The sequence below is a fragment of the Fictibacillus enclensis genome, from assembly GCF_030123385.1.
Lineage (GTDB): Bacteria > Bacillota > Bacilli > Bacillales > Fictibacillaceae > Fictibacillus_C > Fictibacillus_C enclensis.
In genome coordinates this window covers 598,169-624,446 of record NZ_CP126109.1, presented here as the reverse complement: position 1 = coordinate 624,446, position 26,278 = coordinate 598,169, and the positions used below count along the sequence as shown (strand labels likewise).

At 45.4% G+C, this 26,278-nt stretch carries 24 protein-coding genes and 1 pseudogene; 8 read left to right on the top strand and 17 right to left on the bottom strand.

Going from position 1 to position 26,278, the window contains the following annotated elements:
- Window positions 1-22: 22 nt before the first annotated feature.
- Window positions 23-1,582, bottom strand: coding sequence for a fatty acid--CoA ligase (locus tag QNH15_RS03330; protein ID WP_283892584.1), 1,560 nt, complete (start codon window positions 1,580-1,582; stop codon window positions 23-25).
- Between the two features lie 719 nt (window positions 1,583-2,301).
- Here QNH15_RS03330 and QNH15_RS03325 point away from each other — a divergent pair.
- Window positions 2,302-4,749, top strand: a complete 2,448-nt coding sequence (locus QNH15_RS03325) for an SH3 domain-containing protein (protein ID WP_283892582.1) — start codon at window positions 2,302-2,304, stop codon at window positions 4,747-4,749.
- Window positions 4,750-4,791: 42 nt separating this feature from the next.
- On the opposite strand, the gene QNH15_RS03320 is transcribed toward QNH15_RS03325, so the two are convergent.
- From QNH15_RS03320 to QNH15_RS03305, 4 genes and pseudogenes are all read right to left on the bottom strand, one after another.
- Window positions 4,792-5,664 carry a cation diffusion facilitator family transporter gene (locus QNH15_RS03320; protein ID WP_283892580.1) on the bottom strand — a complete coding sequence of 291 codons (873 nt, stop codon included), beginning with the start codon at window positions 5,662-5,664 and terminating at the stop codon, window positions 4,792-4,794.
- Between the two features lie 349 nt (window positions 5,665-6,013).
- Window positions 6,014-6,195, bottom strand: a pseudogene (locus QNH15_RS03315) (cupin domain-containing protein); the annotation flags it as partial.
- A 132-nt stretch (window positions 6,196-6,327) separates the two neighbouring features.
- Window positions 6,328-7,506, bottom strand: coding sequence for a toxic anion resistance protein (locus QNH15_RS03310; RefSeq protein ID WP_283892578.1), 1,179 nt, complete (start codon window positions 7,504-7,506; stop codon window positions 6,328-6,330).
- Entirely contained in the window at window positions 7,496-8,158 is a 663-nt protein-coding gene (locus QNH15_RS03305) for a 5-bromo-4-chloroindolyl phosphate hydrolysis family protein (RefSeq protein ID WP_283892576.1), read from the bottom strand. The genes QNH15_RS03310 and QNH15_RS03305 overlap by 11 nt, the downstream gene beginning before the upstream one ends.
- A 388-nt stretch (window positions 8,159-8,546) precedes the next feature.
- Here QNH15_RS03305 and QNH15_RS03300 point away from each other — a divergent pair, with 388 nt between their 5' ends.
- Entirely contained in the window at window positions 8,547-9,338 is a 792-nt protein-coding gene (locus tag QNH15_RS03300; protein ID WP_283892574.1) for a peptidoglycan-binding protein, read from the top strand.
- A 339-nt stretch (window positions 9,339-9,677) separates the two neighbouring features.
- On the opposite strand, the gene QNH15_RS03295 is transcribed toward QNH15_RS03300, so the two are convergent.
- The 10 genes from QNH15_RS03295 to deoR all read right to left on the bottom strand — a co-directional run bounded on the left by QNH15_RS03295 (window position 9,678) and on the right by deoR (window position 19,357).
- Window positions 9,678-11,564, bottom strand: a complete 1,887-nt coding sequence (locus QNH15_RS03295; RefSeq protein ID WP_283892572.1) for a Xaa-Pro dipeptidyl-peptidase — start codon at window positions 11,562-11,564, stop codon at window positions 9,678-9,680.
- Between the two features lie 229 nt (window positions 11,565-11,793).
- Window positions 11,794-12,732: a transporter substrate-binding domain-containing protein gene (locus QNH15_RS03290; protein ID WP_283892570.1), complete on the bottom strand. Its 939-nt coding sequence runs from the start codon at window positions 12,730-12,732 to the stop codon at window positions 11,794-11,796.
- Between the two features lie 153 nt (window positions 12,733-12,885).
- On the bottom strand, window positions 12,886-13,755 hold the full coding sequence (locus QNH15_RS03285) for an SPL family radical SAM protein (RefSeq protein WP_283892569.1): 870 nt from the start codon (window positions 13,753-13,755) through the stop codon (window positions 12,886-12,888).
- A 17-nt stretch (window positions 13,756-13,772) separates the two neighbouring features.
- Window positions 13,773-14,465, bottom strand: a complete 693-nt coding sequence (locus QNH15_RS03280) for a pseudouridine synthase (RefSeq protein ID WP_283895413.1) — start codon at window positions 14,463-14,465, stop codon at window positions 13,773-13,775.
- A gap of 25 nt (window positions 14,466-14,490) precedes the next feature.
- Complete coding sequence (locus QNH15_RS03275) at window positions 14,491-15,069, bottom strand: YdeI/OmpD-associated family protein (RefSeq protein ID WP_283892567.1); 579 nt, start codon at window positions 15,067-15,069, stop codon at window positions 14,491-14,493.
- Between the two features lie 90 nt (window positions 15,070-15,159).
- Window positions 15,160-15,792 (bottom strand): AmiS/UreI family transporter, encoded by a 633-nt coding sequence (locus QNH15_RS03270; protein ID WP_283892565.1) that lies wholly within the window; start codon window positions 15,790-15,792, stop codon window positions 15,160-15,162.
- Window positions 15,793-15,918: 126 nt separating this feature from the next.
- Window positions 15,919-17,100: a NupC/NupG family nucleoside CNT transporter gene (locus tag QNH15_RS03265; RefSeq protein WP_283892563.1), complete on the bottom strand. Its 1,182-nt coding sequence runs from the start codon at window positions 17,098-17,100 to the stop codon at window positions 15,919-15,921.
- Window positions 17,101-17,145: 45 nt separating this feature from the next.
- Entirely contained in the window at window positions 17,146-17,541 is a 396-nt protein-coding gene (locus QNH15_RS03260; RefSeq protein ID WP_283892562.1) for a cytidine deaminase, read from the bottom strand.
- A gap of 39 nt (window positions 17,542-17,580) precedes the next feature.
- Window positions 17,581-18,258 (bottom strand): deoxyribose-phosphate aldolase, encoded by a 678-nt coding sequence (deoC, locus tag QNH15_RS03255; RefSeq protein WP_283892561.1) that lies wholly within the window; start codon window positions 18,256-18,258, stop codon window positions 17,581-17,583.
- 157 nt (window positions 18,259-18,415) lie between these two features.
- Window positions 18,416-19,357: a DNA-binding transcriptional repressor DeoR gene (gene deoR, locus QNH15_RS03250; protein ID WP_283892560.1), complete on the bottom strand. Its 942-nt coding sequence runs from the start codon at window positions 19,355-19,357 to the stop codon at window positions 18,416-18,418.
- Between the two features lie 180 nt (window positions 19,358-19,537).
- On the opposite strand from deoR, the gene QNH15_RS03245 reads away from it, so the two are divergent.
- The 3 genes from QNH15_RS03245 to QNH15_RS03235 are packed head-to-tail and all read left to right on the top strand — an operon-like array spanning window position 19,538 to window position 22,219.
- Window positions 19,538-21,019: an FAD-dependent oxidoreductase gene (locus tag QNH15_RS03245; protein ID WP_283892558.1), complete on the top strand. Its 1,482-nt coding sequence runs from the start codon at window positions 19,538-19,540 to the stop codon at window positions 21,017-21,019.
- Window positions 21,020-21,061: 42 nt separating this feature from the next.
- Window positions 21,062-21,655 (top strand): TetR/AcrR family transcriptional regulator, encoded by a 594-nt coding sequence (locus tag QNH15_RS03240; protein WP_283892556.1) that lies wholly within the window; start codon window positions 21,062-21,064, stop codon window positions 21,653-21,655.
- Window positions 21,656-21,679: 24 nt separating this feature from the next.
- Window positions 21,680-22,219, top strand: coding sequence for a histidine phosphatase family protein (locus QNH15_RS03235; protein ID WP_283892554.1), 540 nt, complete (start codon window positions 21,680-21,682; stop codon window positions 22,217-22,219).
- Between the two features lie 35 nt (window positions 22,220-22,254).
- Here the strand turns inward: QNH15_RS03235 and QNH15_RS03230 are convergent, their stop codons facing one another.
- Window positions 22,255-22,857 carry a DedA family protein gene (locus tag QNH15_RS03230; RefSeq protein ID WP_283892552.1) on the bottom strand — a complete coding sequence of 201 codons (603 nt, stop codon included), beginning with the start codon at window positions 22,855-22,857 and terminating at the stop codon, window positions 22,255-22,257.
- A gap of 247 nt (window positions 22,858-23,104) precedes the next feature.
- On the opposite strand from QNH15_RS03230, the gene QNH15_RS03225 reads away from it, so the two are divergent.
- On the top strand, window positions 23,105-23,305 hold the full coding sequence (locus QNH15_RS03225) for a DUF3311 domain-containing protein (RefSeq protein ID WP_430667119.1): 201 nt from the start codon (window positions 23,105-23,107) through the stop codon (window positions 23,303-23,305).
- 1 nt (window position 23,306) lies between these two features.
- Window positions 23,307-24,806 carry a sodium:solute symporter family protein gene (locus QNH15_RS03220; protein ID WP_283892550.1) on the top strand — a complete coding sequence of 500 codons (1,500 nt, stop codon included), beginning with the start codon at window positions 23,307-23,309 and terminating at the stop codon, window positions 24,804-24,806.
- A 41-nt stretch (window positions 24,807-24,847) separates the two neighbouring features.
- On the opposite strand, the gene ypfJ is transcribed toward QNH15_RS03220, so the two are convergent.
- Window positions 24,848-25,687: a KPN_02809 family neutral zinc metallopeptidase gene (ypfJ, locus tag QNH15_RS03215; RefSeq protein ID WP_283892548.1), complete on the bottom strand. Its 840-nt coding sequence runs from the start codon at window positions 25,685-25,687 to the stop codon at window positions 24,848-24,850.
- Window positions 25,688-26,097: 410 nt separating this feature from the next.
- Here ypfJ and QNH15_RS03210 point away from each other — a divergent pair, with 410 nt between their 5' ends.
- A complete protein-coding gene (locus QNH15_RS03210; protein WP_074440614.1) occupies window positions 26,098-26,253 on the top strand; it encodes a DUF1540 domain-containing protein in 156 nt (51 codons plus the stop codon).
- Window positions 26,254-26,278 lie beyond the last annotated feature (25 nt).

Genomic DNA, 26,278 nt, shown 5'->3' with positions numbered 1-26,278 from the left:
TCCCTTTACGGGGACTGTTTTTTTATTGTGCTGGCAGTTCGGTATAGGTGTTACGGAGCAAATACTTCTGGATTTTTCCGCTTGCATTTCTTGGCATCTCCGGCACAAATATAAACTTGCGCGGGCGTTTGTAATCTGCCAGTTTGCTGCTGTTCCGGCAAAACTCGTCGAGTTCGTGCTCCGTCAGGTTTTCGTCCTTTTTGACCACAATAGCGGTCACCCGTTCTCCCCACTTGTCATCAGGTGCACCAAGCACCGCTACATCCAGAACTCCTTCATGTTCATACAGCACATCTTCCACTTCCCGGGGATAAATGTTCTCGCCACCGCTGACAATCATATCGTCCATACGGTCTGAAACAAATAAATAGCCTTCCTCATCCATATACCCGATGTCCCCGCTATGGTACCATCCCTTATAAAGGACACGCTCTGTCGCCTCAACTCTACTGTAATAGCCCTTCATCACACTAGGTCCCCTGACAATAATTTCGCCCGGCTCTCCTGGCGGGAGAATGTCATCAGGATCAGACGGACCGGTGCTTCCCGGCCGTACCACCCGTATCTCATGATTGAAACAAGCTTTTCCCGCAGAACCAGCTTTGCTCTCCTGTTCATCCTCAAACAAAAAGGAGATGGCCGGGCCCATTTCTGTCATGCCATACGCCTGTACCAGGTGTATCCCCATTTTCTCCCCTAAGGCCCGTACAAGAACCGGCGCCATCGAAGCACCTCCGTAGAGACCAAACCTCATGGATGAAAGGTTATAAGCACTTTGGTCCTCCTGCAGCATCATGTTCCACATCGTGGGTGCCCCAAACATTACGGTGATTTTTTCACGCTGAATCGTATCAAGCACTTTTTTCGCGTCAAAATGATGAAGAATTACAGTGGTGCATCCATTATGTATGCGCGGCAAAAACGCGCAATGCAGCTCTGCACAGTGGAACATAGGGGCTGCAGTTAAGCCCCTGTCCGATGGCCTGAGCTGCAGCGCCTGCATGCATGTCAGACTCTGCTCGATCATGTCGCGGTGCCTGTGCATGACTCCCTTGGGCTGGCCCGTGGTCCCGCTCGTATACATAATCGCATAAAGATCATTCTCATCAAGCTCCACTTCAGGTTCCATAGCCTCTGCGGACCGGACCCGCTCATGGAAGCTTATCGCCGGATCCGGCTGGTCTTCGCTGATCGACCAGAACGACACAAGCGGAAACTCATCGAACAGGAGCATTACCTGGTCTTCCAGTGCTTTTTCATAAATTAAAAGAACAGGCTTCGAATCGTTAAGAATATACGATACTTCGCCTGATTTTAATCGAAAGTTAATCGGATTCAGTACGGCACCAATTTTGGCACACGCAAAGTAAACCGTCGCAAACTCACTCGTATTGTGCATGAAAACAGAAACAATATCTCCCTTTCTTACACCGGATGAAATAAAGGCCTGGGCCACACGGTTCACATATTGATTCCATTCTTCATACGACCATCTTTTCCCCTGTGACACATCCACAAGCGCTTCCTTCTTCGGATACTTTTTGACGCTTTGATCAAACAGCTTTCCAATTGTCGGATACATATCGTCCTTCCTCCCACGTTTTAGTGTAGAAACAAGCCCTGCATATGTAGTTCGTGGATGTATTAACTAATAACTTCACCATAATTTAATAAAACCCTTGTTTATAAAAGACTGTTTTAGCAAACCTTTGCTTCTCTTGAGAGTGGTTGATTTCCGTTCCAGGGTGCTCGCTTTCCGTGGGCGGGCGCTGAGCCTCCTCGTCGCAAGCTCCTGCGGGGTCTCATCTGTCCCGCTTTTCCCACTGGAGTCTCGCACCTTACACTCCAATCAACTGCAATGAAGAAACAAAAAATTGTTTTCCAAAAGCAATAATTAGAAAATAGACGAATGAAAAGGCTGAAAAGAAAACAGCTTATCCTAGATAAGCTGTTTTAACCTTCCCCTCATGTTGTAACTCTATTTTCTTCTTTTACTCCATCAAAACAGGCTATTATGAGACTTTTCATTTCTAATAAATCTTCAACTGAATTGATATAAATTCGACTAACTCCATTATTTTTAGGTGCCGGCTCAATCCTAAAATCAGGACATAGCTTTTCAACCACTTCATAATTCCATTCCCATTTTGAATTATTTAATACCTTAATTTTATTTTATTTAAAATTAATCGTATACTTATGCATTTTGTTACCTAATTGTAATAAAAATTTCCCTCTGCCTGCCGATAAACTTCATAGATTCAAAATTCTAAATACAGTTCATGGATAGAGGAGAGGGAAATGAATAAATCATTTATTCCGGGGATATGTTTCGCTGTGCTTACTACAGCTGCCTTATATCAAAGTCTTCATGCGGATGCAGTGTCCGCTCAGGAAGCAAAAACGAAATATGTGAATGTCAGTGCAACGTCTAGCCTGAATTTGCGCAAAAGCGCATCTACAAAAGCGTCCATTATCGGAAAGCTGGTTAAAGGCAACAAGGTAATCGTCTATTCCGAAAGCAAAGGATGGGCCAGACTGAGATATAACAACAAACTGGGATATGTCAGTTCAAAGTATCTTACAGCTTCAAATCCTTCTACCGTCAAGGCGGCAGCTGCCGTCCCAAAAACAACAACCAAATATGTTACAGTGGGTTCAGGCGGGAACCTTAACTTGAGAAAAAGTGCCACCACCGCTTCACCCGTTGTAACAACACTGAAAAACGGACTGGCCGTTACTGTCTATTCCGAAGCCAAAGGCTGGGCTAAAATTAAGGCCAATGGCAAAGGCGGATATGTCAGCCTCAAGTACTTAACAGCAAAAAAACCGGTCGTTGCAGCTCCCAAACCTTCAGCGCCAAAAACAACCACGAAATATTCAGTGGTCAGCTCTGGCGGAACCCTGGACGTATACAAAAGCGCATCTTCGACCTCTGCAATTGTCGCCACACTTAAAAACGGTTTGGCCGTTACGGTCTACTCCGAATCGAAAGGGTGGTCAAAAATTAAAGCCAATGGTAAAGACGGCTATGTCAGCAGCAAGAATCTTTCTGACAAAAAGCCAGTCGTCAGCACACCACAATCAGCACCACCCAAATTCACAACCAAATACGTGACGGGCGGAAACCTGAACCTTCGAAAAAGCGCATCTACCGGATCGGCAGTCGTTACGGTTCTAAAGAACGGATCCACCGTTAATGTCTACGCCGAAACCAACGGCTGGGCAAAAGTAAAAGCAGGCGGCAAGGATGGTTACGTCAGTGTGAAATACCTTACTGATAAAAAATCGGAGGCTCCTGCACCAAAGCCTGCACCTGCCCCGGCTGCGCCTAAACCAACAACCAAATATGTAACAGTATCCGGTGGTAACCTGAATCTAAGAAAAAGTGCTTCTACGGATTCAGCAGTCGTTTCGGTACTAAAGGACGGATCATCGGTTGATGTCTATTCTGAAGCGAACGGCTGGGCAAAGGTAAAAGCAAGCGGCAAGGACGGCTACGTCAGTGTGAAATACCTTACTGATAAAAAACCGGCTGCTCCGGCTCCAAAGCCAGTGCCAACACCCGCACCCGCCCCAAAGCCTGAGCCCGCGCCAGTTCCAGTTCCAAAGCCAACACCAACTCCTGAACCTGTTTCAGTAATTAAGTTTGTCACGGCGGACACATTGAATATGAGATCAGGGCCAGCAACCTCCTATTCTGTTGTGCTTCAGCTGGCGCATGATACAGCAGTCAAAGTGCTCTCTGAAGAAAACGGATGGGCCAAGATCGATGCGAATGGAAAAACGGGCTATGTCAGCTCCTCCTACCTTACCGTAAAAGGAGATCCCGTACCTTCATCGGATTATGAAGCACTTTATGGCAGAACGCTAGATGATATGGTTGCCATGCAGATGAAAGTCAGCCCGCAAACCGATTTATATAAAAATTATATTCACCAAAGTGCAGTTACTGTCTCAGGCACAACTGCCACAGTGGTAGGCGATAATTGGAATGTCAGAAACGGTGCCGGAACTGGCTTTTGGTCCCTTGGCACGGTGAACAACGGAACCAAGCTAAAGGTTCTTGGCAGTGTCAAAGGAACCGACGGGAAAATTTGGTACCAGGTCGCTTATAAAACGTGGGCCAACGCAAGCCCTGATGACGTGAAATACTATATGGATTCCAACAATTTTAAAAATGATCCGGTTAAATCGTATCAGTTTATTAAACTCTCACAATCGGCCAGTCTGAATGCCGATGAGGTCAATCAACGCATTCTCACTGGTAAAGGAATCCTTCAAGGACAGGCGGCAGCCTTTATCACAGCAGGGGAAACCTACCATATCAATGAAATCTACCTGATTTCCCATGCGCTGCTTGAAACCGGAAACGGAACCTCTAAGCTTGCAACAGGTATTCAATACAACGGAAGAACGGTCTATAATATGTACGGTATCGGTGCAGTGGACAGCGATCCGATCAACAAGGGGGCCGCACGAGCTTTTGCCGAAGGATGGTTTACACCGGAAGCCGCAATCATCGGCGGTGCCAGATTCATCTCTCAGGATTACATCCAGGCGGAGCAAGACACGCTCTACAAAATGAGATGGAATCCGCTTGCTGCGTCAAACAGCGGAAAAGCTACCCATCAATACGCAACGGACATCGGCTGGGCTGTCAAACAGACCACGCAAATGCACAATCTTTACAGCCTCTTGTCCTCTTATAAAATCATCATGGAAGTACCGGTTTATGCACAAAAATAGCAATAACAAAAGGGACTCTCTTTACCAGAGATGTCCCTTTTTCTATGAGTTTGGCTCAACATGAACATGCACATCATAAACGTCATACTTTTTTACCAGAGTGTTTTCCACGATGGTTGATATATCGTGAGCAGCCTTGATATCCAGTGTCGATTTTACAAAAATCACAATATCGACAACCGCATTATTGCCATAGTTTCTGGCCTTGATCTCTTTGACTCCTTTTACCCCCTCCACGTTTTGAATCGTCTCACGATAGGAGGTAATCAGGTTTTCATCGAACCCGTCAGAAAGTTGATGAGACGCGTCTTTAAAAATATCCCATGCCGTTTTACAGATCAACATGCCCACAATCAAGGCGGTAAGCGAATCCAGCCATGGCAAGTTCAACTGTGAGCCGAAAATACCTACCGCACTTCCGATACTCACCCATGCATCCGAAAGATTATCTTTTGCTGCTGCATTTACGGCTGAACTGTTGATTTTTTTTGCCAGGGCCTGGTTATACCGATATACAAAATACATGACAGCCGCACAGAACAACCCCGTCCAGCCGGCGATTAAATCCGGGGATTCCTTTACACCTGAAAACATGGAGGATACAGCTTCAAATAATACCTGAAGCCCAACGGCTGCCATAATAAGCGAAGCCGTTAACGAAGCAATTGTTTCACTTTTCCAATGGCCGTATGGATGATCTTTGTCCGGCGGCTTGCGCGACAGCTTTAATCCGACCAATACGGCCAGTGAAGCGATAATATCTGTCACATTGTTTAATCCATCAGCTCTTAAAGCTTCCGAATGGCTGAAGTAACTGATGACCAGCTTCAGAACGGACAAACAAATGTAAGCCACAATACTGATGATTGCCCCTCTTTCTCCCAATTTCAAATTTTGATAACGCTGCTCATCCATAAATAGCCATCCCCCAAATTCTTCTTCATAAATATCGTAGCAGGTGCTATCCGGGTGGGTCTATAGCAACGTTTTTGGGTTCTGGTATAAAAGCAATACACCTATAAAAGTGTTGGTCAGAGGAAACGTTTGTGCCCAGATGAAAGCCCAAGGTTCCCGAAACCATGGGCTTTCTTTCCGGGCAAGTTTGTCGAATTTCCGAGCATCTTTCATCCACTTCCGGGCAAGTCCCACCTCAACCGCCCCAACAACAAAAAACCGCCCGCTTTAAAAGAGGCACGGCCCTGCAATCAAACATCGATGATCTTATTATTGATATTGACGGTAATTCCATCATTCTCTATAGACTCGCCAGCGGATGCCAGTGGGGCTCTCGCATAAGGTTAACAAACGCTCCTCCCGCCATGGCGTGAAGCTGGGTGGATGTCACCTCATACGCCTCCTCATCTCTTTTAAAAAAGACGTTGTTTTGGAATCAAAATAGAGATTGGGTGTTCCGCTTGTATTCTTTAGTTTCGAGTACAAAACCAAATCTCGTCATGAGCTGTCCCCCATCATATCTGAACCTGTGTTATCCCCTACTTGTTATATTCTGTGGACTAAAAAGGAATGCCACAAAAAAGACCATCACGTTCCACACGGGATGGCCTTTTATCAACGATGTTATTGTCCTTTGATCTCCAAGAGCTTCTGTCTCAGGCCGGTCTCCATCTGGGCCAGCTCGTTTTCAGCCAATCGGCGCTTGTGACGGCCCTCCTCCTGAATTTTGAGTGTTTCCTCCAGGGTGGACATGAGGTTTTCCTGCGTCTTCTTCAGCGTCTCGATATCAACAAGTCCCCGTTCATTTTCACGGGCGGTCTCGAGCGTGTTGGCTTTAAGCATTTCCGCATTTTTCAGCAGCAGATCGTTGGTCGTTTTGGCGACCTTTTTCTGTGCTTCCACGGCACTCCGCTGACGAAGAAGAGTAAGCGCAATCGCGACTTGGTTTTTCCAGAGCGGAATCGCCGTCATGATGGATGACTGGATCTTTTCCACAAGCGCCTGGTTCGTGTTTTGAATCAGGCGGATTTGCGGCGCACTCTGAATGGTGATTTCGCGGCTCAGCTTCAGGTCGTGAAGCCGTTTGTCCAGTCTGTCGGCAAACTGCACCATATCGTTGACTTCCTGATATTTCATCTGGTCATTCGTGTCTTCCGCTTCTTTCCGTAGTGCCGGGATCACTTTAGTGTTGATTTCCTCAAGCTTCAGTTCCCCTGCTGCAATGTAGACATTCAACGCCTGAAAATACTCTTTGTTATGGTCATAGAGCTTCTCCAGCATGGCGATATCGGCCAGCAGTACATTTTTACTGCTGTCGAGTTTCAAACCAATCCGGTCGATCTGGGCACCTGTCTTTTGATACTTGGACAGCACCTCCTGAACCGATCCGGAAATTTTGCCGAATACCCTGCCAAACAACGAAGGTTTGTTGGATTGCAGTTCTTCCGGATTGACGTTGCTTAATTTCTTCATCAGATCGTTAATGATATCGCCAACCTGTCCAACATCCTGCTTTTTCACCTGGTCGAGCATCGTGTTCGAGAACGACAAAAGCTTCGACTGGGCAGGGGAGCCATAGGTGATCATAGCCTGATGATTTTTCGGGTCAATCTGCTGGGCCAGCTGATAGGCTTTTGCTTTGTTCTCCTCCGGGAGCACATCGATTAATTTCCGCTGTGTGGCCGGTTCTTCCTGCTGAACCTCCGGAACCTTCGGCGTTTCACCGAACGGGTCCGCAAGCAGGTCGTCCATAATATCCAATTTATCATCCTGATTATAGAGAGGTGATGTATTATCGCTCATGATAATCTCCTGCTTTCGTTTCTAATTTGGTTTCTTTCAGCATTTTCATGGAATGTCTGGCTACATCCAGTTCAAAGTTCAGTTCTTCCATGTCATCTGAAAGCATATGGTACAAGTCCTCTTCAATGTATTCGGTAAGCTCTTTTAACGTCCTTCTTGTTTCAGAAAGGGACTCCTGAATTTCCCAGTTTTTCTTTGGCTGGCTGGATAAAAACGCATACTTCTCTGTAAGTTCAACCGCAGAATCCAAATGGGTGAAGAAAAATCTCTCTCCTTGAAAAAAGCGCCTCGGCTCCCTTTTGGTCATACTGTATATTTTTCTTGTAATTTTCGTCAGCTCAAATCTCTGCTTTAACGTGGGAATGTCACGAATCGAAAACAGCGTTTTTTGCAGCCGGTGAATTTTCGGTTTGGCTTCTCTTAAATTTTTTTGAATGTATTTATATTCACCGCGGGTGAGCTGATGTTTTTTCAGCAGCCGCCAGTTCCAGAGCATCGATGCCATCCAATAACCGGCCAAACCGCCGCCAATGGCCAAACCGCTTGAAAGCCAAAAGGATTGGTCGAAGGCAAAGAAGGACAGCAGCCATACGATGGCCATGGTATTAAAGCCGCTGATGATTTTTACGACAAAACCTAAAAACCCGTTCATGTCAATCGCTCCCGACTTCATGTCTTTTCTATTACTACGAACAGAACAGACTTGAGTTTCATTTTTAGAAATATTTTACTTTCCCCTGCCTTTACCATACCGCATGATCCCCATTTTCTCCATTGCCCTGTAAACGTAAAACGACTAAGACTTAAGACGTAGATAAAAACCGAAGTGGAGGCAAAAACGAGGAACAGAAGAAGAAAGATTCATCGCGGCACTTTCATCACTAGAATTACCCTCCTGGAAAAAGCAGCAAACAGACCTTGGCTGATATTGTAAGGTTTATAGGAAAATAGAAGCGTTTATGCCAGAATTCCCCCTATATTGTCATTTCCTGACGAACAACTTAGAGGATTTATTACGAATGACAAAGGGGAGAAATACGATGAAAAAATGGTTGGGACTTTTAATGGCGGCAGCCCTCTGTACAGGCTTATTGTTTCCTGGACATAGCAGTGCCGCTCTAGGCAGCCAAATGCTGTCACAAGGATCAAGTAACAGTGATGTGGTTGATCTTCAGGAGTATTTAATGACGAAGGGTGTTTTTCCGTATCATACCGCTACAGGATACTATGGACCGATTACGAAAAACGCTGTAGAGCAATTTCAAACCCAATCCCGTATTAAAGCTGATGGGATTGCAGGATCAGAAACGATTAATAAAATAAAAGTACTGCGCAAAGGGGATATCGGCAAACCTGTCATCGAACTTCAGCGCCTGCTAAAGGCTTGGAACGCATACAGTTCCACAGTTGACGGTATTTATGGAGATGGTACGGTATCTGCAGTGACTTCATTCCAAAAAAACCATGGACTTTCCGCTGATGGCATCGCAGGGCCGAGTACATACAAAAAACTACGCCAAAAAAGTCCTTCTTACTCCACCAGAAGCTTCACGGTGAACAGTTCGGCTTACACAGCGGACTGTGATGGCTGTTCCGGTAAGACAAAAATGGGCATTGATCTGAAGAAATACAGCAACGGAAAAGTGGTCGCTGTCGATCCGGATGTGATTCCACTTGGATCAAAAGTTGTCGTTGAAGGCTATGGTACAGCCATTGCCGCTGATATTGGCGGCGGCATTAACGGAAAAATGCTTGATGTGTTCATCGCTGACCATGGAGATGCCATCAATTGGGGCCGTAAAGACGTAAAAGTAACGGTGTATGAAAACTAAAGCAATACCTGATCCCGGGAAGCCTGATGGCTGTATCCCGGGACTTTTTATTGTCCCATGCCTATTTTGTCTTTGAAAGCAGGGATATGTGGTGGCAACCAAACTTAAAGTCAGAAAAAAAAGGAACTCTATTTACCGCAAAAGAAAGGCCCTTTTCGACATAATCCGACCGATCCCATGTATCCCTGGGACACCGTGCCTGAGGACGTTATGAATCACCGGAAAATAGGCTATCTTTATGATACGGAAGCAAAACTGCTAAAAACGAAGAAAAAATAATAGAAAAGCTGACCCGAATAAAATGCACCATGATGCATTATGCCGGGCCAGCTTTTGCCATTAAAAGTCTATCGATCTTTCTCCTCCTACAACTGGAAGACGCAACGAACTTCTAGGAAGCAGAATCGTATTTTCTGCTTTCGTTGTATCCGGCACCGTCCAGTTGTCGTCACTTCCTGCAATTACAAGACCGATCCGGTGACCCGCCTTAAAAATATAGTCTTCCGGCAGGGCATCCCATCGCACCTGATACGGTTTTCCTGGATTCAGCAGTGTGGTCACAGAAAGAGATTGATAGTTTTGAGCATCCATCCAGCTCCGGGTCACAATCTCGTAGTCGGAGGTATGGGTGTTCTTTACGGTCTTTTTATAGCAGGCATCATCCGCACCATAGCTCTCACCCCAGCAATCTTCCTCCGTCAATGTCGTGATGCCTTCCCCTCTGCCTTCATGGTTCACCCTCGTATCGGTTCCATAATCCACCAGGTACGCTGTAAAGTTCGTATCCTCCGCATTCGTCGCTACACTAAGCTCGATTTTCGGCGTGCCGCTGAAACTGACATCTTGTGAAAGTGGCTTTGATAAGAACAGCAGTCTGTTTTTATTAAGAGAGGCATCTGGCTGGACAAGCTGCTTTTCTGTTAACAAAGGATTATCCGTAAAGGAGATGGAAGGACTTTTCAATTCAGAATTCTTGGTAAGCTCCCCTGTTTCCCCTTTTTTAGTCGCTGCCAGATTGATCTTCACGTACTTGGCCTGCTTGTCCGGCCATGTTGAATACGTTTTCCAGTTATCTGCGGACCGTTCAATATCTGCCATTGGTTCTTTCATAATGTCGTTTTTCATATCCTTCAGCCAATAATCAAACCATTGATGAAGTGTATCCACCCATTCTGAACGGCGGAAATCAAATGGATCCACATGCCCGGTCTGTGCCAGCCAGATTTTTCGCGGAACCTTTTGTTTGGCAAGCTCTGCCCACCAGCGGGAGAACTGATTGGTTTTTACATTGTAATCGTTCAAGCCATGGATCAGAAAAACACTCGCCTTTACGTTTTTCACATCATTTATGTAGTTTCTCTCATCCCAGAATGAATTGTAATCGCCAGTTGCATCATCTGATCCCTGAAGAAGCTGCTGGCGGACCGGTTCGCATTGCGCCTGTCGTTTGGAATTGACGACCGTTCGGGCAAGCCCTGAAGGTCCTCCTTTGTAATAAGGAATTCCGCCATAACGGTAATAGTCATACCAAGAACTGATCGCACCGATGGGGACAATGGTTTCTAATCCCTCCACCCCGGTCGCTGCCACACCATTGGCCAACGTGCCGTCATACGATTTCCCGATCATGCCTACTTTTCCATCAGTCCAATAGGCTTCTACTTCTTTTCCGTCCTTATTCCATGCTTTGGCGCGGCCATTCAGCCAATCGATCGTCGCTTTAATGCTTTCGATCTCTTCAGGGCCTCCTGTTGTCGGGCAGCCATCTGACTGATTGGTACCGACCATTTCCGGCTGGGCCACCGCATAGCCCCTCGGTACAAAATAATTGTCATACCAGAGCGGAAACATTTCATTGATGCCGTCTTTGTCTTTGTCCTTGACTTCGGACTCATTGCCTCGTCCCAATCGTTCATAATAAGGTGAGGCATCCATGATGACCGGAACCTTTAGGGAATCCTCCGTTTCCTTTGGACGGATAATGTCCATGGCAATACGGTCTTTTTTTCCATTGTTGTCGGTGTCGAGCTGTGATTCTACAAATACAGTTTCACGGATGGCATCACTGTAGGCGTATTTTGGCTGTGACAGAGGCGGGTTTAGTTGCTCTTTAACAGATTTAACAGAGGACGTACTTGCTTGGGCATGCACATAGGAAGGTAAACTCATGGAGAATAAGGCCGTTCCGGTTACAAAAAGCTTCAGAAACTTCGATTTGACTTTCACTCACATTCCTCCTTCTTTTGGCTTACCCCTCCATGTTAATCCAGTTTTTTACATACAAATAGGGCATTTGGCCTTAATTCCTTGCGTGCAGAATCATTATTCTTTCGACATCAGAAGGCAGCATTTGAGCTGGTTCGATATTTTTGTTCAACCAGTACCCTTATGGTTCAGTGTCTTTCGACCTAAAAAAATAAGACGACTCCATTTTCTGAGTCGCCTTTCGATGAGATTATTTATTAAAGATATACTTATCTTTAAGCCGGTCAAATTCACCCTGCAGTTCCATTTCATCCATCCAGAGGTTCACCCAGTTCTCATAAACAGAATCTCCTCGTGGGATCATATACGCTTTCTGGCTTTTCGTGAATGTTTTGTCGGTAAGCGCCGCATAGAGCCTCTCATCCCTGCTGGCATAATACATTGCTTCGGTACTGTCTGTGATCATCACATCCACTTTTCCTTCAGCGACCATATGAGGGATATCAAGGTTGTTTTGCACCACCACGACCTTTGCCTTTTTAATGTTGGCATCAACAAACTTTTGATTGGTTCCACCAGGATTGACGCCAATCGTTACATCAGGCTGATCAATCGCCTCCAGGCTCGTGAACCGGTCCTTATCTTCCATTCGGATCAATGGCGATTTGCCTTCATTCAAATACGGCCGGGTTAATTGAGCCGTCTTTTGGCGTTCTGTATTACGGCTCACTCCGCCGACTGCAATATCAAACTTGTCATCCAGCAAATCATCCATGAGTGTGGGCCACGAGGTTTTTACAAACTTGACCTTAACACCAAGATCCTTGGCCATCCGTTCAGCAGCTTCAATATCAAAGCCTTCGAACGTTTTGGTGTCCGGGTTGTAAAAGGTAAACGGCTTATAGTCCCCTGTCGTTCCTACACGAATGACCCCTTTTTTCATAATGCGGTCCAGCCTAGAAGCCACCGTATAATGGTTCCGCTTTTTATGCAGCACACTCCCTGATGCACTGGCCAGTTCATCAGCCGGTACATACGGCTTGCCATTGACCTCCAGGGTATTAAGCTGCTTCCCGTTCCACTCCAGTTCTCCTTCCTTTGTTGCCGAAGTAAAATTCATTCCCCCAAATCCAATACAGGCGATGAAGGTGAGTACTGCCACCCACTTTAAAATTATTTTGCTGTGCATATGCATCCTCCATTCTATGAGATACATCCATTATTCATAGAGCGGAAGAGCAAGTACATACATTTTCTGAAAATTCAATAAAATGGTCATTTAGTCTGAAGAAAATAGTCCCGCATTCGACAAAAAAGCACAGCGCAGGCTGTGCTTTTACCATTAGAAAAAGGTCAAATTCTCGCCTATTCCCGCTTCCCGCTTTTCAGGAATGGGCGTGAAGCCGTCCTTTGAAAGCATGACCTCTACCTCATCGCCAATCTGTTCCTGCATCATCTTTAGAACCACTTTATAAGCGGAAGGGTTGTACCACTTTTCCATTCCCGTGCGTTTGTAGATGTCCGAAATGCCAAGCCGCTCGGTCCGTTTGCCGCCGCTGCCGTCTCCCATCCAAAAATCATCAATTGTCACCCGGTCTGCGATGGGCCGCAGCTTTTGAGGAAATTCTTTTGAGCAGGGCAGCAGCGGAGACAGGCTCGCCTGCGTCGTAATGCCCGCTTCCTTAATCTCCCGGAGTGCCTGCATTCTGGCCGGAATCGGCGGAGCTGTGGGAGCAAATGCTTTTCTGATATCTTCCTTATCGGTTTCAATGGTCATCGATACCCGCACATGATCGCCAAATTGCTTTAAAAGGTCAATATCTCGTTTAACTAACGGTGAACGGGTTTGGACATGAAGAAAATCGGGTGGTAGTTCGAGCATGACTTCGAGCAGTGAACGGGTCAGCTTCGTTTCATGCTCCAATGGCTGATACGGATCTGTGGAAGAAGCCATAAAAATGGTAACGGGCCCTTTCCTTCTGGCCTTTGAGAGCTCCTGCCGCAGCAAATCAGCAGCATTCGTCTTGATATCCACCCAAGTCCCCCACTCCTCATCCCGATAAAGGGAGATGGGAAGCTGCCTTACATAACAGTAAGAACACGCAAAAGTACAGCCGGCATACGGATTCAGGGAGTGCGTAAAATCATCGAGTTGCCCCACACCGGGAGTTAATATGCTTTTCGATACAATGTCCTTCAGCTCTGCTTTCATCCTGTACGCCTCCTTCCTTAGAGGATCAGCCCATTATTAATGCCGCTGACCTCTTCCTCTGTCAAATGCCGCCACTGGCCCCTGGGCAAGTCCCCCAAAGAAATGCCCATAATCCGGATGCGTTCCAGTTTAATGACAGTGTACCCAAATGCCCGGCACATTCTCCGGATTTGCCGGTTCAATCCCTGAGTCAAAATGATACGAAATTCATCATCACTCACCCGTTCTACCACACACGGCTTTGTAACCGCACCGGGAATCTGTACCCCCTGTGCCATTCCTGAAATAAATTCGTTGCTAAAGGGATTATTAAGTGTTACCAGGTATTCCTTTTCATGTTTATGATCGCCGTGTGAGATGGCATGAGACAGTTCACCATCATTGGTCATCAGAATGAGACCTTCTGAAGCTTTATCCAGACGGCCGACAGGAAAAATCCGTTCGTGATAACCAATAAAATCAATGATATTCCCTTCGATATGTGAAGCGGCCGTACACGTAATGCCGGCCGGTTTATTCAAGATAATGTACACCAATTTTACCTTATTTTTAATGGTTTTCCCATCAATCCGCACGATGTCGTCCGGCCCAACAATCTGTCCCATTTCGCATACTGATCCATTCACAGTAATCCTTCCTGCTTTAAGAAGCCTGTCTGTTTCCCGTCTGGAGATTGCCATTGCCTGACTGATGTATTGATTGATCCTCATCATTTTCCTGCTTTCTATTTTTTGCTTATGGGTAAATCTTCTCGCCTTTTTCAAGCATCTCCAAAAATTGACTCATCCGTTTCATCCGGGTTTCCGGTTTCTTTGCTGTCTGAAGTCTGAAAAGAATGGCATACCGGTTCTGGCTGTTTAATGTTTCAAAATAAGCTTTTGCGTTTGGCCGCTGATCAAGCGCTTTTTGGAAATCCACCGGCAGGGACTTCTCGCTTTGAGGAGAATACGCTTTTTCCCAAAGTCCATTTTCCTTCGCCATTTCAATGGCCCGGAGTCCGGCAGATTTCATCCTCCCTGCCGCCAGGAGTTCTTCAGCCTTCTCCTTATTCACTTTCGACCAGATGCTTTTTGGCCCTCTCGGCGTGAACCGCTGCAACCATGTTTGATCATCATATTTTTCCTTCCGGCTGTCAATCCAGCCGTAGCATAAGGCGCTTTCCACAGCTTCAGCATAGCTCGGCGTTGCCTTGCCTGAATTCTTTTTCGCAATATGAATCCGAATGCCTGGGGATGAAACATGATGCTCTTCAAGCCATTTTTCTAATGCTTGCTGACTTTCAAACCATACGGCCGGCAGCTCTTCTTTAGCCATCCTTTTCCGCCTCCACTCTCTATTCTTGATGATGTACTACGTCAAAGAAAAAAGAAATCCTCCCGATCCTTGGAGAGAATTTCTTTGGAATTAAGAAGCCGCCTGTACTTTCAAACGCTTTTCTTTTTTCTGTGAATTCAATACCAGTTGAATAGTGCAAACGATAAAGTATACGAACGATGCGATAAGCACGTATGTCCAAGCCTGTGAAACAGCCTGTGTTTTCCATACTCCTGCCATCGAAAGAAGAGCAGGGAAAGTCAACGTCACCCATGACTGCACGAAGGCAACCTTGCCAATATACGAGTCAATCTTTTTGTTTAAAGCACCTGAAAGGAAGAACAGGAACCATAAATAGGCCCATGCGACCCAAGTCAAACTGCCGACTGTATCATAGAACTTCAGGAACGACACAACAGCATATAGAATTGCAATAACCGAAACCCATAGCGAATAATAGCCAAGGCCGCTGCCGTGAAGGCCTTTCACGTTCGTAACACCAACAAATAAATACGTCAGACCGAATAAAAAGATCGAAGCCAAATTAAAGATGGTCCAATGCTGTTGATCCGAGATCACGATCAGGTAAAAAGGGATAACCACCTGAAGCACTCCGACAAACAAGTTAAAATATCCAACACTCTTGCCATCGGCTTTACCGAAAAGCATAAAGCTATTTAAGAATAGGGCCGCTCCTGAAAGGAATAAACCGACGTCACCCATAATGTTTGCTGTGAGAAAAAACCCTCACAGGCTATTCACCTCACTTTTAATCGTTAAAAAAGAAAAAGCAGATCCCTCCGCACGGAGCAGTAAGGGATATGCCTGCTTGATCTTTTAAAATTGAACTTACAGAATGAAACTTACGATGATGGCTGAAAGGACGCTGACAAGCGTTGCTCCGTAAAGAAGCTTCAGTCCAAAACGCGCAACCACGTTACCTTGCTTTTCACTTAGTCCTTTAACCGCACCGGCGATAATTCCGATAGATGAGAAGTTAGCGAAGGATACAAGGAATACAGAGATGATACCCAATGTACGAGGGCTCATGGCCTCTTGTACTTTTCCTAGCTGAATCATCGCTACGAACTCGTTTGTAACCAATTTGGTCGCCATAATTCCGCCGGCAGAAACCGCTTCTGCCCAAGGCACACCCATGATGAAGGCAACCGGAGCAAAGATATATCCAAGCACGTGCTGGAAGGTAACACCGAAAATCAAATCAAACACACTGTCGATCGCTGCCATCAAGGCAACAAAACCAATCAGCATGGCACCTACGATGATGGCGACTTTAAAGCCGTCCATGATGTATTCGCCAAGCATTTCGAAGAAAGATTGCTTTTCTTCTTCCTGTACTTCAAGAATATCTTCGTTCTCGTCCACTTTATATGGATTGATGATGGAAGCAATAATGAATCCGCCAAAAAGGTTAAGCACAAGTGCCGTCACCACATATTTCGGTTCGATCATGGTCATGTAGGCACCGACGATCGACATGGAGACCGTAGACATCGCTGATGCACAGAGTGTGTACAAGCGGTGCTCCGGAATACGTCCCAATTGCTTTTTCACAGTGATGAAGACTTCAGATTGTCCAACCATAGCTGAAGCGATGGCATTGTAGGATTCGAGTTTACCCATGCCGTTTACTTTACTGAGGACAAACCCAATGGCTCTCATAATGAGCGGAAGTACTTTAATGTATTGGAAAATCCCGATCAAAACAGAAATAAACACGATTGGAAGCAATACCGTCAAAAAGAACGGTGCCTGACCATCGTTGGCGATTCCGCCAAAGACAAAGTCAACACCAGCCGCTGCATATTTAAGCAGCTTTTCAAACACACCGGCAAACGCTTTAATGACAACCAGACCAAATCTTGTATTTAATAGAATGTAGGCCAGAATGAGCTGCAGAACGATCATAATGGCAATTGGCTTATAATTGACTTGTTTGCGGTTATTGGATGCAAGCAGTGCCAAACCCAGTACGACAACAAGCCCTAGAATCGCAATAATATATGTCATAAGTCATTTCTCCTAAGTTGTTATTTGGCAAGGTGAAGTGAGAAACTACGCTAAATCCTTCGAAGAAAAGAATCCTGGCAAAAGCTCATGAATTGATGTTTCCTTGATATCACCTTTAAGATTGGAAAGAATAATTTTTGTATTTTCATCGCAAAATTCTGCAATGACCTGGCGGCATGCACCGCAAGGAGAGATTGGTCCTCCAGTATCACCGGCGACCGCAATGGCTTTTATTTTCTGCTGGCCTTCTGAAACCGCTTTAAATATCGCTGTTCTTTCAGCACAGTTTGTCATGCCAAAAGAAGCGTTTTCAATATTGCAACCGAGGAACAAAGAATCGTCCCCGGTCAGCAATGCTGCGCCAACTTGAAATTTTGAATACGGAACATAAGCCTTCTGACGGGCTTCAATTGCTTTTTCAACTAATGCTTTTGTTTCCATGTGGCATTCTCCATTTCAGATGGTTTTTTTGTTTAATGATTAATAAGAGCTATTAGACGTCTGACCTTTTGCAATAGCAACACCCGAACTCGCACCGATACGAGTAGCACCTGCATTTACTACGTTTTGTGCATCTTCAAGGCTGCGAACGCCACCTGATGCTTTAACGCCTACATTCGGTCCAACTGTTTTTCTCATTAGGGCTACATCTTCTGGAGTTGCTCCCCCTGTAGAAAATCCTGTGGATGTTTTAACAAAGTCTGCTCCTGCTTTAACAGACAATTCACAAGCAATCACTTTTTCTTCATCAGTAAGCAGTGAAGTTTCAATGATCACCTTTGTCAATGCTTTGCCTTTGGCAGCTTCAACAACGGCTTTAATATCATTTTCAACTGCGTCATACTGTTTGCTTTTCAACGCTCCGATGTTGATTACCATGTCAACTTCGTCTGCACCGTTTTCAATCGCATTTTTTGTTTCAAACGCTTTAACTTCAGGAGTTGATGCTCCAAGAGGGAATCCGATAACCGTACATACTTTGACTTCTGGTGTATCTTTTAGAATTTCAGCTGCTGTTTTCACCCAAGCCGGATTCACACAAACAGAAGCAAATTTGTGTTCTTTTGCTTCATGAGCAAGAACTTCGATTTGTTCAAGCCTAGCATCCGCTTTTAACAATGTATGGTCGATCATTTGAACTAAATTAGTGTTGGACATACTGATTGTTCCTTTCTTTTTTGAAAATGATAAAACGCTTTCAGTCATGCTCTTTTAGTTTGCATGAACACTATACCAAGCATTTGAACAAATGTAAATGACAAACTGAACAAATGTAAAAGTATTTTTTTCCAATAAAAAATCCCCGGAGGGACAGCTAGTTTTTATCCAGCAATGATCGTGCTGTAAACTGGTCGGTTACGAGAACATTGGCATAGCCGCCCTTAAGCGCTGCGCATATTCCCTCCACCTTTTGCTGTCCACCGGCAACCAAAATGGAATGATCCTTTTTTTTCAGCTCTTTTAAATCAATCCCCAGTGTCCGTTCGTTAATATCGGCATTAAGGATATCGCCATTTTCATCAATGAATCGGGAACAGAGGTCCCCTGCTGCTTCTGAACGGATCTGTTTTTGGTCTTCCTCGGAAAAGTAACCCAGCTGGAACAGGAGAGACTCGGATTTGACTGCGCCAATCGTAAACACAGCGATGTTGGCTTCTTTCCCCAAATCCAGGATCCGTTTAATATGCCGGTCTGCCTCCATTGCCTGTTTCACAACGACATGGTCCACGATGGCAGGAAGCGGCAAATAAATCGGCACGGTGTTATACGCTTTGCCAAACAAGCTCAGCACTTCGGAGTGATAGGTGTGCGTTTCCGAATGGCTGATTCCGCCTTTTAGCTGAACAACCTTCACATCTTTAACGAATTTTTGTTTCAGATGGCAGGCGACATTATAAAGCGTCGTTCCCCATGTGACCCCAATGACATCCCCATCTTGTGTGACCTCATAAAGATAGGCCGCAGCCTTTTCACCGAGTTCTTCTTTTATAAGACCGCTGTCATATTGAGGAATGGAAGCCACAATGGCTTTCTTCAGATGAAACTTCTGCTCAAGTTCACTTGACAGTTGTTCAATGTCATTTTCGGGATCCATGATTTTGATCTGAACGATCCCCTCACTTTTGGCAAGCTGAAGCAGTCTGGAAACGGTGGGCCGTGATATTCCCATTTCCGCTGCAATTTGATTTTGATTGTAGTCCAGCAAATAATAAAGCTTCGCTGCTTCTATTACCTTCTTCAATTTATCCTGTTCCACGCTATCCCACCGCCATTTCATCTTTCTTTTATATATATTATCAAAGTTTCATAGCTAGTGAACATATGTAAAAAGATCCATTAATTATTATTTCTAAAAATTGGTTGACTAAACCTTAAAAAGCGCATATCTTAAAAATGAATGAACCGTTCATTCATAAATTGAGAGGAGAATGAATCGATGAAGAAACTAGAAACCGGATTGGTTATTGGCGGGAGTATAGGCGGCCTACTGGCTGCGCGTGTTTTATCCGATTTTTGTTCCAAGGTACTGGTTGTTGAAAAAGATGCCTTCCCGGACGGCCCGGAACATCGCCAGGGCACACCTCAGGCCTTCCATCCCCACCGTATAACACCGCGTGGCAAAGCGATTATTGATCGTTTTTTTCCTGATTATGAACAGGATCTGGTTTCACTTGGTGCCCCTTCTTCACTTAATAAAATTATTCATCAGCACAACCAGTTCGGCACCATGGTCAGCCCTTATCCAAGAAACGATATTAAATTCAGCCGGGCCGTACTTGAATATGTGATCCGGGAACGGGTCCGGAAAATAGATAACATCCACTTTCTACAAAAGCATGACGTTCTTTCTCTCAGCGTCTCCCCTGAAAACGACAGAATTACAGGAGTGATGGCCCGTGACCGGGAAACAGACCTGTCGCCTTTTCCGGTCGAAGCCGAATTGGTCATTGATACAAGCGGAAGAACTTCCAAGCTAACCGAGTGGCTCGGTGATCTAGGTTATAACGTTCCTCTTCCGGATAAAATGACAGCAAACATCGGATACAGCACACGAAGGTATAAACTTCCTCCCGGCAAGGAACATCTGGCCGAAAAATGGGAGGCCGTAAATGTTGGCGGAACGCCTGGAAAGACATTCCTAGGTGCCTTTTCTTTCATTGAAAACCAAGTGGCCGAAACCATCCTTTATCGTCCGGACGGCGTGTTTCCGCCGAGTGATCCAGTTGAATTTGAAAAGGAAATCAGCAGGCTTTCAAGCCCTCTTATTTCCGAGTTGATTTCGGGTCTGGAACCCATTACCCCGCCGAAAAGCTTTCGTGTACCCTATTTATTCCGCCAGCATTTTGAACAAATGAAAAACTGGCCAGCTGGTTTGCTTGTTTTGGGAGATGCATACTGCAATTTTGACCCGATCTTTGGCCAGGGCATGACGGTCGCGGCAATGGAAGCTGAACTGCTGTATAAAGAATTGGAACGCAATGACACGTCTGAAACCGGTTTTGAACAATCCATCCTGAAAAAATTCCAGCATGTGATTGAGGCAGCCTGGTGGCTGAACTGTGCAGCTGATTTACGCTGGGACGGTGTCGGTTACGAGGGTAGCCAGCCTCTGAAAGGAATTGAATTTGGTCAAACCTATATGGATCTTTACTTAAAATATGCCACCGAAAAGCAGGACTGGAAGCTGTATGGACTTTATTGGGCTGTGAACACCCTGTCGGTTTCCCCGAGAGCAATATTCAATCCCGAAATGGTTCGAACCGTCCTGTCTTCTTCCCCATCCGGCCAAAACGTGCTTGATAAATTGGAGAATGGCCATTCGCTTGAAAACGTACTGAGGGATATCCTTCCCGATTTTTCGGAAGAAATCTTTGATCCGGAGAAAATGAACAAATTAGAGGTTCGTCACGAGAATTGATATACTTTTCCTAAGAAGCAGCAACCACAGGAGTGAATACATTTGCCATTAAACGAAGAACAGCTTCAGCAAAAACGTGACGAACGAAGAGAACAAATCTTGTCTGCCGCTCTCAAGGTCTTTGCCCGCAGAGGACTGATCGGTACAAAGATGAGCATGATCAGCGAAGAAGCCGGTATCAGCCAAGGCCTTATGTATCGGTATTTTACTTCTAAAGATGAATTGTTTATCACCCTGGTGGAACGCGCCATACAGGGATCCATCGAAGGAACAAAACAGATTCACCAGATGCCCGGTTCCCCGCTTGAAAAGTTAACAAGGCTGACCGAAATCATTCTTGATGAAGACGGACAGTTGTATTTTTTGCTTATGCATCAAGTGCGAACCTCAGATGAAGTGCCTGAAAAAGCAAAAGCGCTTCTTGAATATGCATCCATGGATGTATATGTCGACATGCTGAAGCCTGTATTTGAAGAAGGTCAGAAAAACGGAGAACTGGCAGAGGGAGATATCAGTGAACTGATCTCCTGCTACTTCACCGTCATATCCGGTTTGATGACCCTAAATATTCCTAAAACACAAGGATTTCAACTTCCACGGGTGGAATTATTGATGAGGATGTTTACACGTCTCTAATAAAAAGAGATAGAGGTATGGTGGATGAGAATTGGATTAATGCGTCATTTTAAAGTAACAAGGGGGTATCCCAGCGGATTTTTTTCATCGTCTGACCTGATGAAGTGGGTGGATGAATATGATGCTTCCGGGGTCGAAGAGTCAGAAGTTGACCTTGGGGGAGTAGATTGGAAGACGTGCTATTCGAGCAATCTTTCAAGGGCAGAAATCACAGCACGGCGGGCGTTTAAGGGAGAGATTACGTTTTTGGATGAATTAAGAGAAATCAGGCTTTCCCCTTTCTTTCGTTCAAACATCAAGCTTCCACTGCCCGTTCATCTCTTATTTATCCGGATGGCCTGGCTGATGAAACATCCCTCACAGAACCCTGGCAAACAAGAGGTTCTCCAGCAGATCAGCAATACGGTGGACCGTATCACCGGGCATCAGGAGGAGAATATTTTAATTGTCTGCCATGGCGGTGTGATGATGTTCATGCGCAAAGAGCTGCTGAAGCGAGGCTACAAAGGCCCTAAGCTTGGCCGGCACATTGAACATGGGAAAGTCTATGTATTTGAGAATTGAAACATGAGAAACTTCTGTTTTTCGCTTGTCGAAACTCAGAAGTTTTTTTGTTTATTTGGTTTGCGTTTCCCAACGAACTTCATCACCGTAATAAGGAGAGTGGTAACCGTAAAAGCGATAAAAAAGATGGCCTGTAACAGCAGGATCATGTCCATCGCCCTGCCCTTTTCACCTGAATAAAAATACCCGATTCCTAAAAAAAGAAGAGTAGCAGGAAACGTACCCATGACGGTCAGCAGTGAATACTTCCAGATGTTCATCTTGGACATTCCCGCAAAAAAGGGAACCACATTGCCGATCGGCAGAGGACTTAGGACAGCTACACACCAATTTCCGTACTTTCGTATGGCTTTCTTTGTTTTGTCCAGTTTGGCACGCTTATCAGAACTTATTTTTCTTTCAGCGGACTCTCCAAGTTTTAGCCCAATGAAATAGGGAATATAGCTTCCGACTGTGTAAAAAAGGCTCCCGCCCAGTGAAACCCATACCACATCCAACCAGCTTAAATCCATCAGAATGCCAGCTGTCACCATAAAAGCAGAACCGACAAATGGAAAAGAACTTCCCTCAAGCAGCTGGGAAAACAGAATGCCCCAAACTCCCCATTCTTCAAACAACCTTGTCATCCAATCCAACAAAACCACCCACCTCATTATCCATTCAACGTTTGATTCAAGTATAAGAAAATGCGGCGGTTCCACCCAGAGACTCCAGATATAAATGATGTACTCCCCGAGCATTATATTCCTTCTCTACCGATGTAAGCCTTATCATTTTCTCTCAATACTAAATATTTTAACAATTTACTCGATTCCTCTTGTACTGCCAGTTTTTTGCTGGTATGATAATCAACATTGAATTCACCGTAGAAGGAGTATCTTCATCATGAAAAAAGGAATTTTAACGTTACTGGTCCTGCTTCCTTTCGTTACTCAGCTGGCTTTATTGCCTTTTGTCAACAAGATCGGTCCCATCATTTTTGGATTGCCATTTTTCCACTTCTGGTTATTTCTGTGGATCGTTTTAACCCCTTTATGCACCTATGGCATCTACCAACTTCAGAAATCAAAGGGAGGCTTGGAGTAACATGCAAGGCAATTTAACCGCACTGTCCATCACTATTTTTATCATCTTAAGCGTAGTGCTCATCGGCTTCCTTTCCGGCCGGGATAAAAAAGTCCGCAGCTCTGTGGAAGAATGGTCGGTTGGCGGCAGGCGCTTTGGCGGCCTGCTCGTTTGGTTTCTTGTAGGAGCCGACCTGTACACAGCCTACACCTTTTTGGGGCTGACCAGTACAGCCTATACAGGCGGAAGCCTCGCCTTTTTTGCGATTCCGTATACTGTACTCGCCTTCTTTATCTCTTACTTTTTTCTGCCAAAGCTTTGGAAGGTGGCCAATTATCATAAATTAACAACATTGGCTGATTATGCAAGAGAGCGATTTGACAGCAAGCTCCTGTCCATTCTTATTGCCATTGTTGGCGTACTCATGCTGATTCCATATATCTGTTTGCAGCTCAGCGGTATTCAGGATACGCTGCAAGTTGCAGGAACCGGCTTTATCAATGTAAAGGTCGTGGTGATCACTTCCTTCCTGCTCGTGGCGCTTTATACCTTTTTCAGCGGTATTAAAGGACCAACATACACAGCAATTATAAAAGATGTTCTCGTTTGGGCCATCATGCTGTTTATGGTCGTGTCTCTTCCAATGATTCACTTTGGAGGCTGGACTCCGATGATGGACCGTCTTGTTAAGGATGCACCGCAGCTGTTAACCATACCAACCGACGGGCCAAAGGGTATTCCCTGGTTCATCACCGCATCACTCGTCTCTGCGTTAGCCCTGTTTATGTGGGCACACGCGGCAACCGGCGTTTTCACAGCAAAAAGTGCAGATTCGCTCCGCAAAAATGCGATGTTCCTGCCGCTTTATAATATCGTTCTTATTCTTGTTATTTTCCTTGGATTCATCGCTTTTCTTGTGCTTCCGAAGGGAACGGATCCTCGCTTTGCCCTGTTGACGCTGATCCAGTCTTCTTATGGCGGGGTCGCACAGGGGCTGGCGTATTCAACCATTGCCCTGGCTTCCTTGATTCCATGTTCCATCATGGCCATCGGGGCATCCAACCTGTTTGCCAATAACATTTACCGTGATTGGATTAACCCCAAGGTTAAACCTTCACGTCTTACCATGATTACAAGGGGTATGGTATTTGTTGTTATCGGACTGGCCCTTTTATTCGGCCTGGTCTTCCCAAGTGCCCTGGTTTCCCTGCAGCTGCTCGGTGTTTCCGGCATGGTGCAGATCTTCCCGGCGATTGTCATCAGCCTTTTCTGGAAAAACCAAACAAGAGAAGCGACAATCATTGGTTTGCTTGTTGGACTGGCCACAACATTTACGGTCTACGGCACTGGCAATTCCTATGGCATCTACGAAGGATTCTGGGGACTCGCTGCGAATTTCCTCGCGGTTGTTGTGCTTAACCCGCTTTTTGTGAAGAAAGCAAAGAGCAACGCCAACCCGGTAAAAGAGTTCTTATTTAACAAAAATCAAAAAGAAGCCTCCCTTGCCAAAAAAGGAGCTTAACAAAAGACCGCCCGGTGTTCCGGGTGGTCTTTTTTTTGTTATCATAAGTTCTTGGCATGAAGGGTATCGCCGCCTTCGATGGTGCCGTTCTTCAATCCTTTGTTAAACCAGCGCATCCGCTGCTCTGAGGTTCCGTGGGTAAAGCTTTCCGGCACCACATAGCCCTGGGCCTTTTTTTGCAGAGTATCATCCCCTACTGCACTGGCCGCCCTGATCGCTTCTTCTACATCTCCTTTTTCAAGGAGGTCCATGCCTTGTGCCTCATGTGCCCATACTCCTGCATAATAATCAGCCTGAAGCTCGACACGCACCGATTGGGCATTCGCTTGGGTTTTGCTCAAGTTCTGCCGTGAGCCCTGATCCATCGTTCCCAATAGATTTTGCACATGGTGCCCCACTTCATGGGCAATCACGTATGCCATGGCAAAATCCCCCGGTGCATGAAACTCGTTTTTGAGCTCCTGATAAAAACTCAAATCAATGTAAAGCTTTTGATCACCCGGACAGTAAAACGGCCCGACGGATGAACCCGCGGTTCCGCATGCCGATTGAACGGTGCCGTTATACAAAACCAGTTTTGGATTTTTATACTCTTTCCCTTCTTCCTCAAACTCTTTTTTCCAGACATCTTCCGTATCCGCAAGAACCACCGACACAAACGAAGCCAATTCCTTCTCCTGATCGGATTCTTCATAGGGGACAGAAGAGTTATCTGTACTTGTCGTGCTCAAGCTGTTCAGCACATCGCTCGGGTTTCCGCCGAGCAGCATGACGACGAGCACAAGAACGATCCCGCCTATTCCGCCGCCAACCAGAGTTTTCCCTCCCATTCCACGCCTGTCTTCCACATTTGTGCTTTGTCTTCTACCTTGCCATTTCATACGCATCCTCCCAGCAGCATGTTCAGTTACTAGTGAATATACCCAGATTTTTTCTGATTAAAAGGTAAAAGAAATAAAAGAGCCAGCAATACAAGCAAACTTCCGCCGGTGATTGAACATTTTGTAAGTTTACTGAAATCCGGTTCTACCACTGATCCCTCAGTCGACGAGTGGATCTTCTTCCACATCCTTTTTGAACTCAGAGTAGGGAACACCTGAAGCTTTATAATGCAGGGAACTATTGTTCAGCGGAATCACACGTCTATTTTCTAAAAGGAACCATGAATCCGTCCGAGCCTTTTCTCTTATTCTTTTACTTTCTTCATATGTAATTAATTCCTTCTTATCTATGATTAGCTCACCAAATATAAGGGTATTGAGTAACAAAACCATTAAAGGAGGAAGCACTCATGAAACTTGAAGTTCTTTGCAATGTGGAAAACTGTAAGTATTGGGCAGAAGGTGACCAGTGTGTTGCAGACTCTATCTATGTCATTGGAATGCACGGAGAAGAAGCGGACAACGTAGCGGAGACAGCCTGTAAAACCTTTGAGCACCGTGAATAGTTAGAATATGAAGAAACGACACTCG

Excerpts from the sequence above, each read along its gene's own strand:
- QNH15_RS03300 (WP_283892574.1), top strand. The coding sequence starts at position 8,547 with ATGAAAAAATGGTTGGGACTTTTAATGGCGGCAGCCCTCTGTACAGGC.
- QNH15_RS03310 (WP_283892578.1), bottom strand. The coding sequence starts at position 7,506 with ATGAGCGATAATACATCACCTCTCTATAATCAGGATGATAAATTGGAT.
- QNH15_RS03260 (WP_283892562.1), bottom strand. The coding sequence starts at position 17,541 with ATGGAAACAAAAGCATTAGTTGAAAAAGCAATTGAAGCCCGTCAGAAG.
- QNH15_RS03220 (WP_283892550.1), top strand. The coding sequence starts at position 23,307 with ATGCAAGGCAATTTAACCGCACTGTCCATCACTATTTTTATCATCTTA.
- QNH15_RS03305 (WP_283892576.1), bottom strand. The coding sequence starts at position 8,158 with ATGAACGGGTTTTTAGGTTTTGTCGTAAAAATCATCAGCGGCTTTAAT.
- QNH15_RS03245 (WP_283892558.1), top strand. The coding sequence starts at position 19,538 with ATGAAGAAACTAGAAACCGGATTGGTTATTGGCGGGAGTATAGGCGGC.
- QNH15_RS03280 (WP_283895413.1), bottom strand. The coding sequence starts at position 14,465 with ATGAGGATCAATCAATACATCAGTCAGGCAATGGCAATCTCCAGACGG.
- QNH15_RS03275 (WP_283892567.1), bottom strand. The coding sequence starts at position 15,069 with ATGGCTAAAGAAGAGCTGCCGGCCGTATGGTTTGAAAGTCAGCAAGCA.
- QNH15_RS03210 (WP_074440614.1), top strand. The coding sequence starts at position 26,098 with ATGAAACTTGAAGTTCTTTGCAATGTGGAAAACTGTAAGTATTGGGCA.
- QNH15_RS03225 (WP_430667119.1), top strand. The coding sequence starts at position 23,105 with ATGAAAAAAGGAATTTTAACGTTACTGGTCCTGCTTCCTTTCGTTACT.
- QNH15_RS03235 (WP_283892554.1), top strand. The coding sequence starts at position 21,680 with ATGAGAATTGGATTAATGCGTCATTTTAAAGTAACAAGGGGGTATCCC.
- QNH15_RS03330 (WP_283892584.1), bottom strand. The coding sequence starts at position 1,582 with ATGTATCCGACAATTGGAAAGCTGTTTGATCAAAGCGTCAAAAAGTAT.
- QNH15_RS03285 (WP_283892569.1), bottom strand. The coding sequence starts at position 13,755 with ATGAAAGCAGAGCTGAAGGACATTGTATCGAAAAGCATATTAACTCCC.
- QNH15_RS03265 (WP_283892563.1), bottom strand. The coding sequence starts at position 17,100 with ATGACATATATTATTGCGATTCTAGGGCTTGTTGTCGTACTGGGTTTG.
- QNH15_RS03290 (WP_283892570.1), bottom strand. The coding sequence starts at position 12,732 with ATGCACAGCAAAATAATTTTAAAGTGGGTGGCAGTACTCACCTTCATC.
- QNH15_RS03320 (WP_283892580.1), bottom strand. The coding sequence starts at position 5,664 with ATGGATGAGCAGCGTTATCAAAATTTGAAATTGGGAGAAAGAGGGGCA.
- deoC (WP_283892561.1), bottom strand. The coding sequence starts at position 18,258 with ATGTCCAACACTAATTTAGTTCAAATGATCGACCATACATTGTTAAAA.
- QNH15_RS03325 (WP_283892582.1), top strand. The coding sequence starts at position 2,302 with ATGAATAAATCATTTATTCCGGGGATATGTTTCGCTGTGCTTACTACA.
- ypfJ (WP_283892548.1), bottom strand. The coding sequence starts at position 25,687 with ATGAAATGGCAAGGTAGAAGACAAAGCACAAATGTGGAAGACAGGCGT.
- QNH15_RS03270 (WP_283892565.1), bottom strand. The coding sequence starts at position 15,792 with ATGGGTGACGTCGGTTTATTCCTTTCAGGAGCGGCCCTATTCTTAAAT.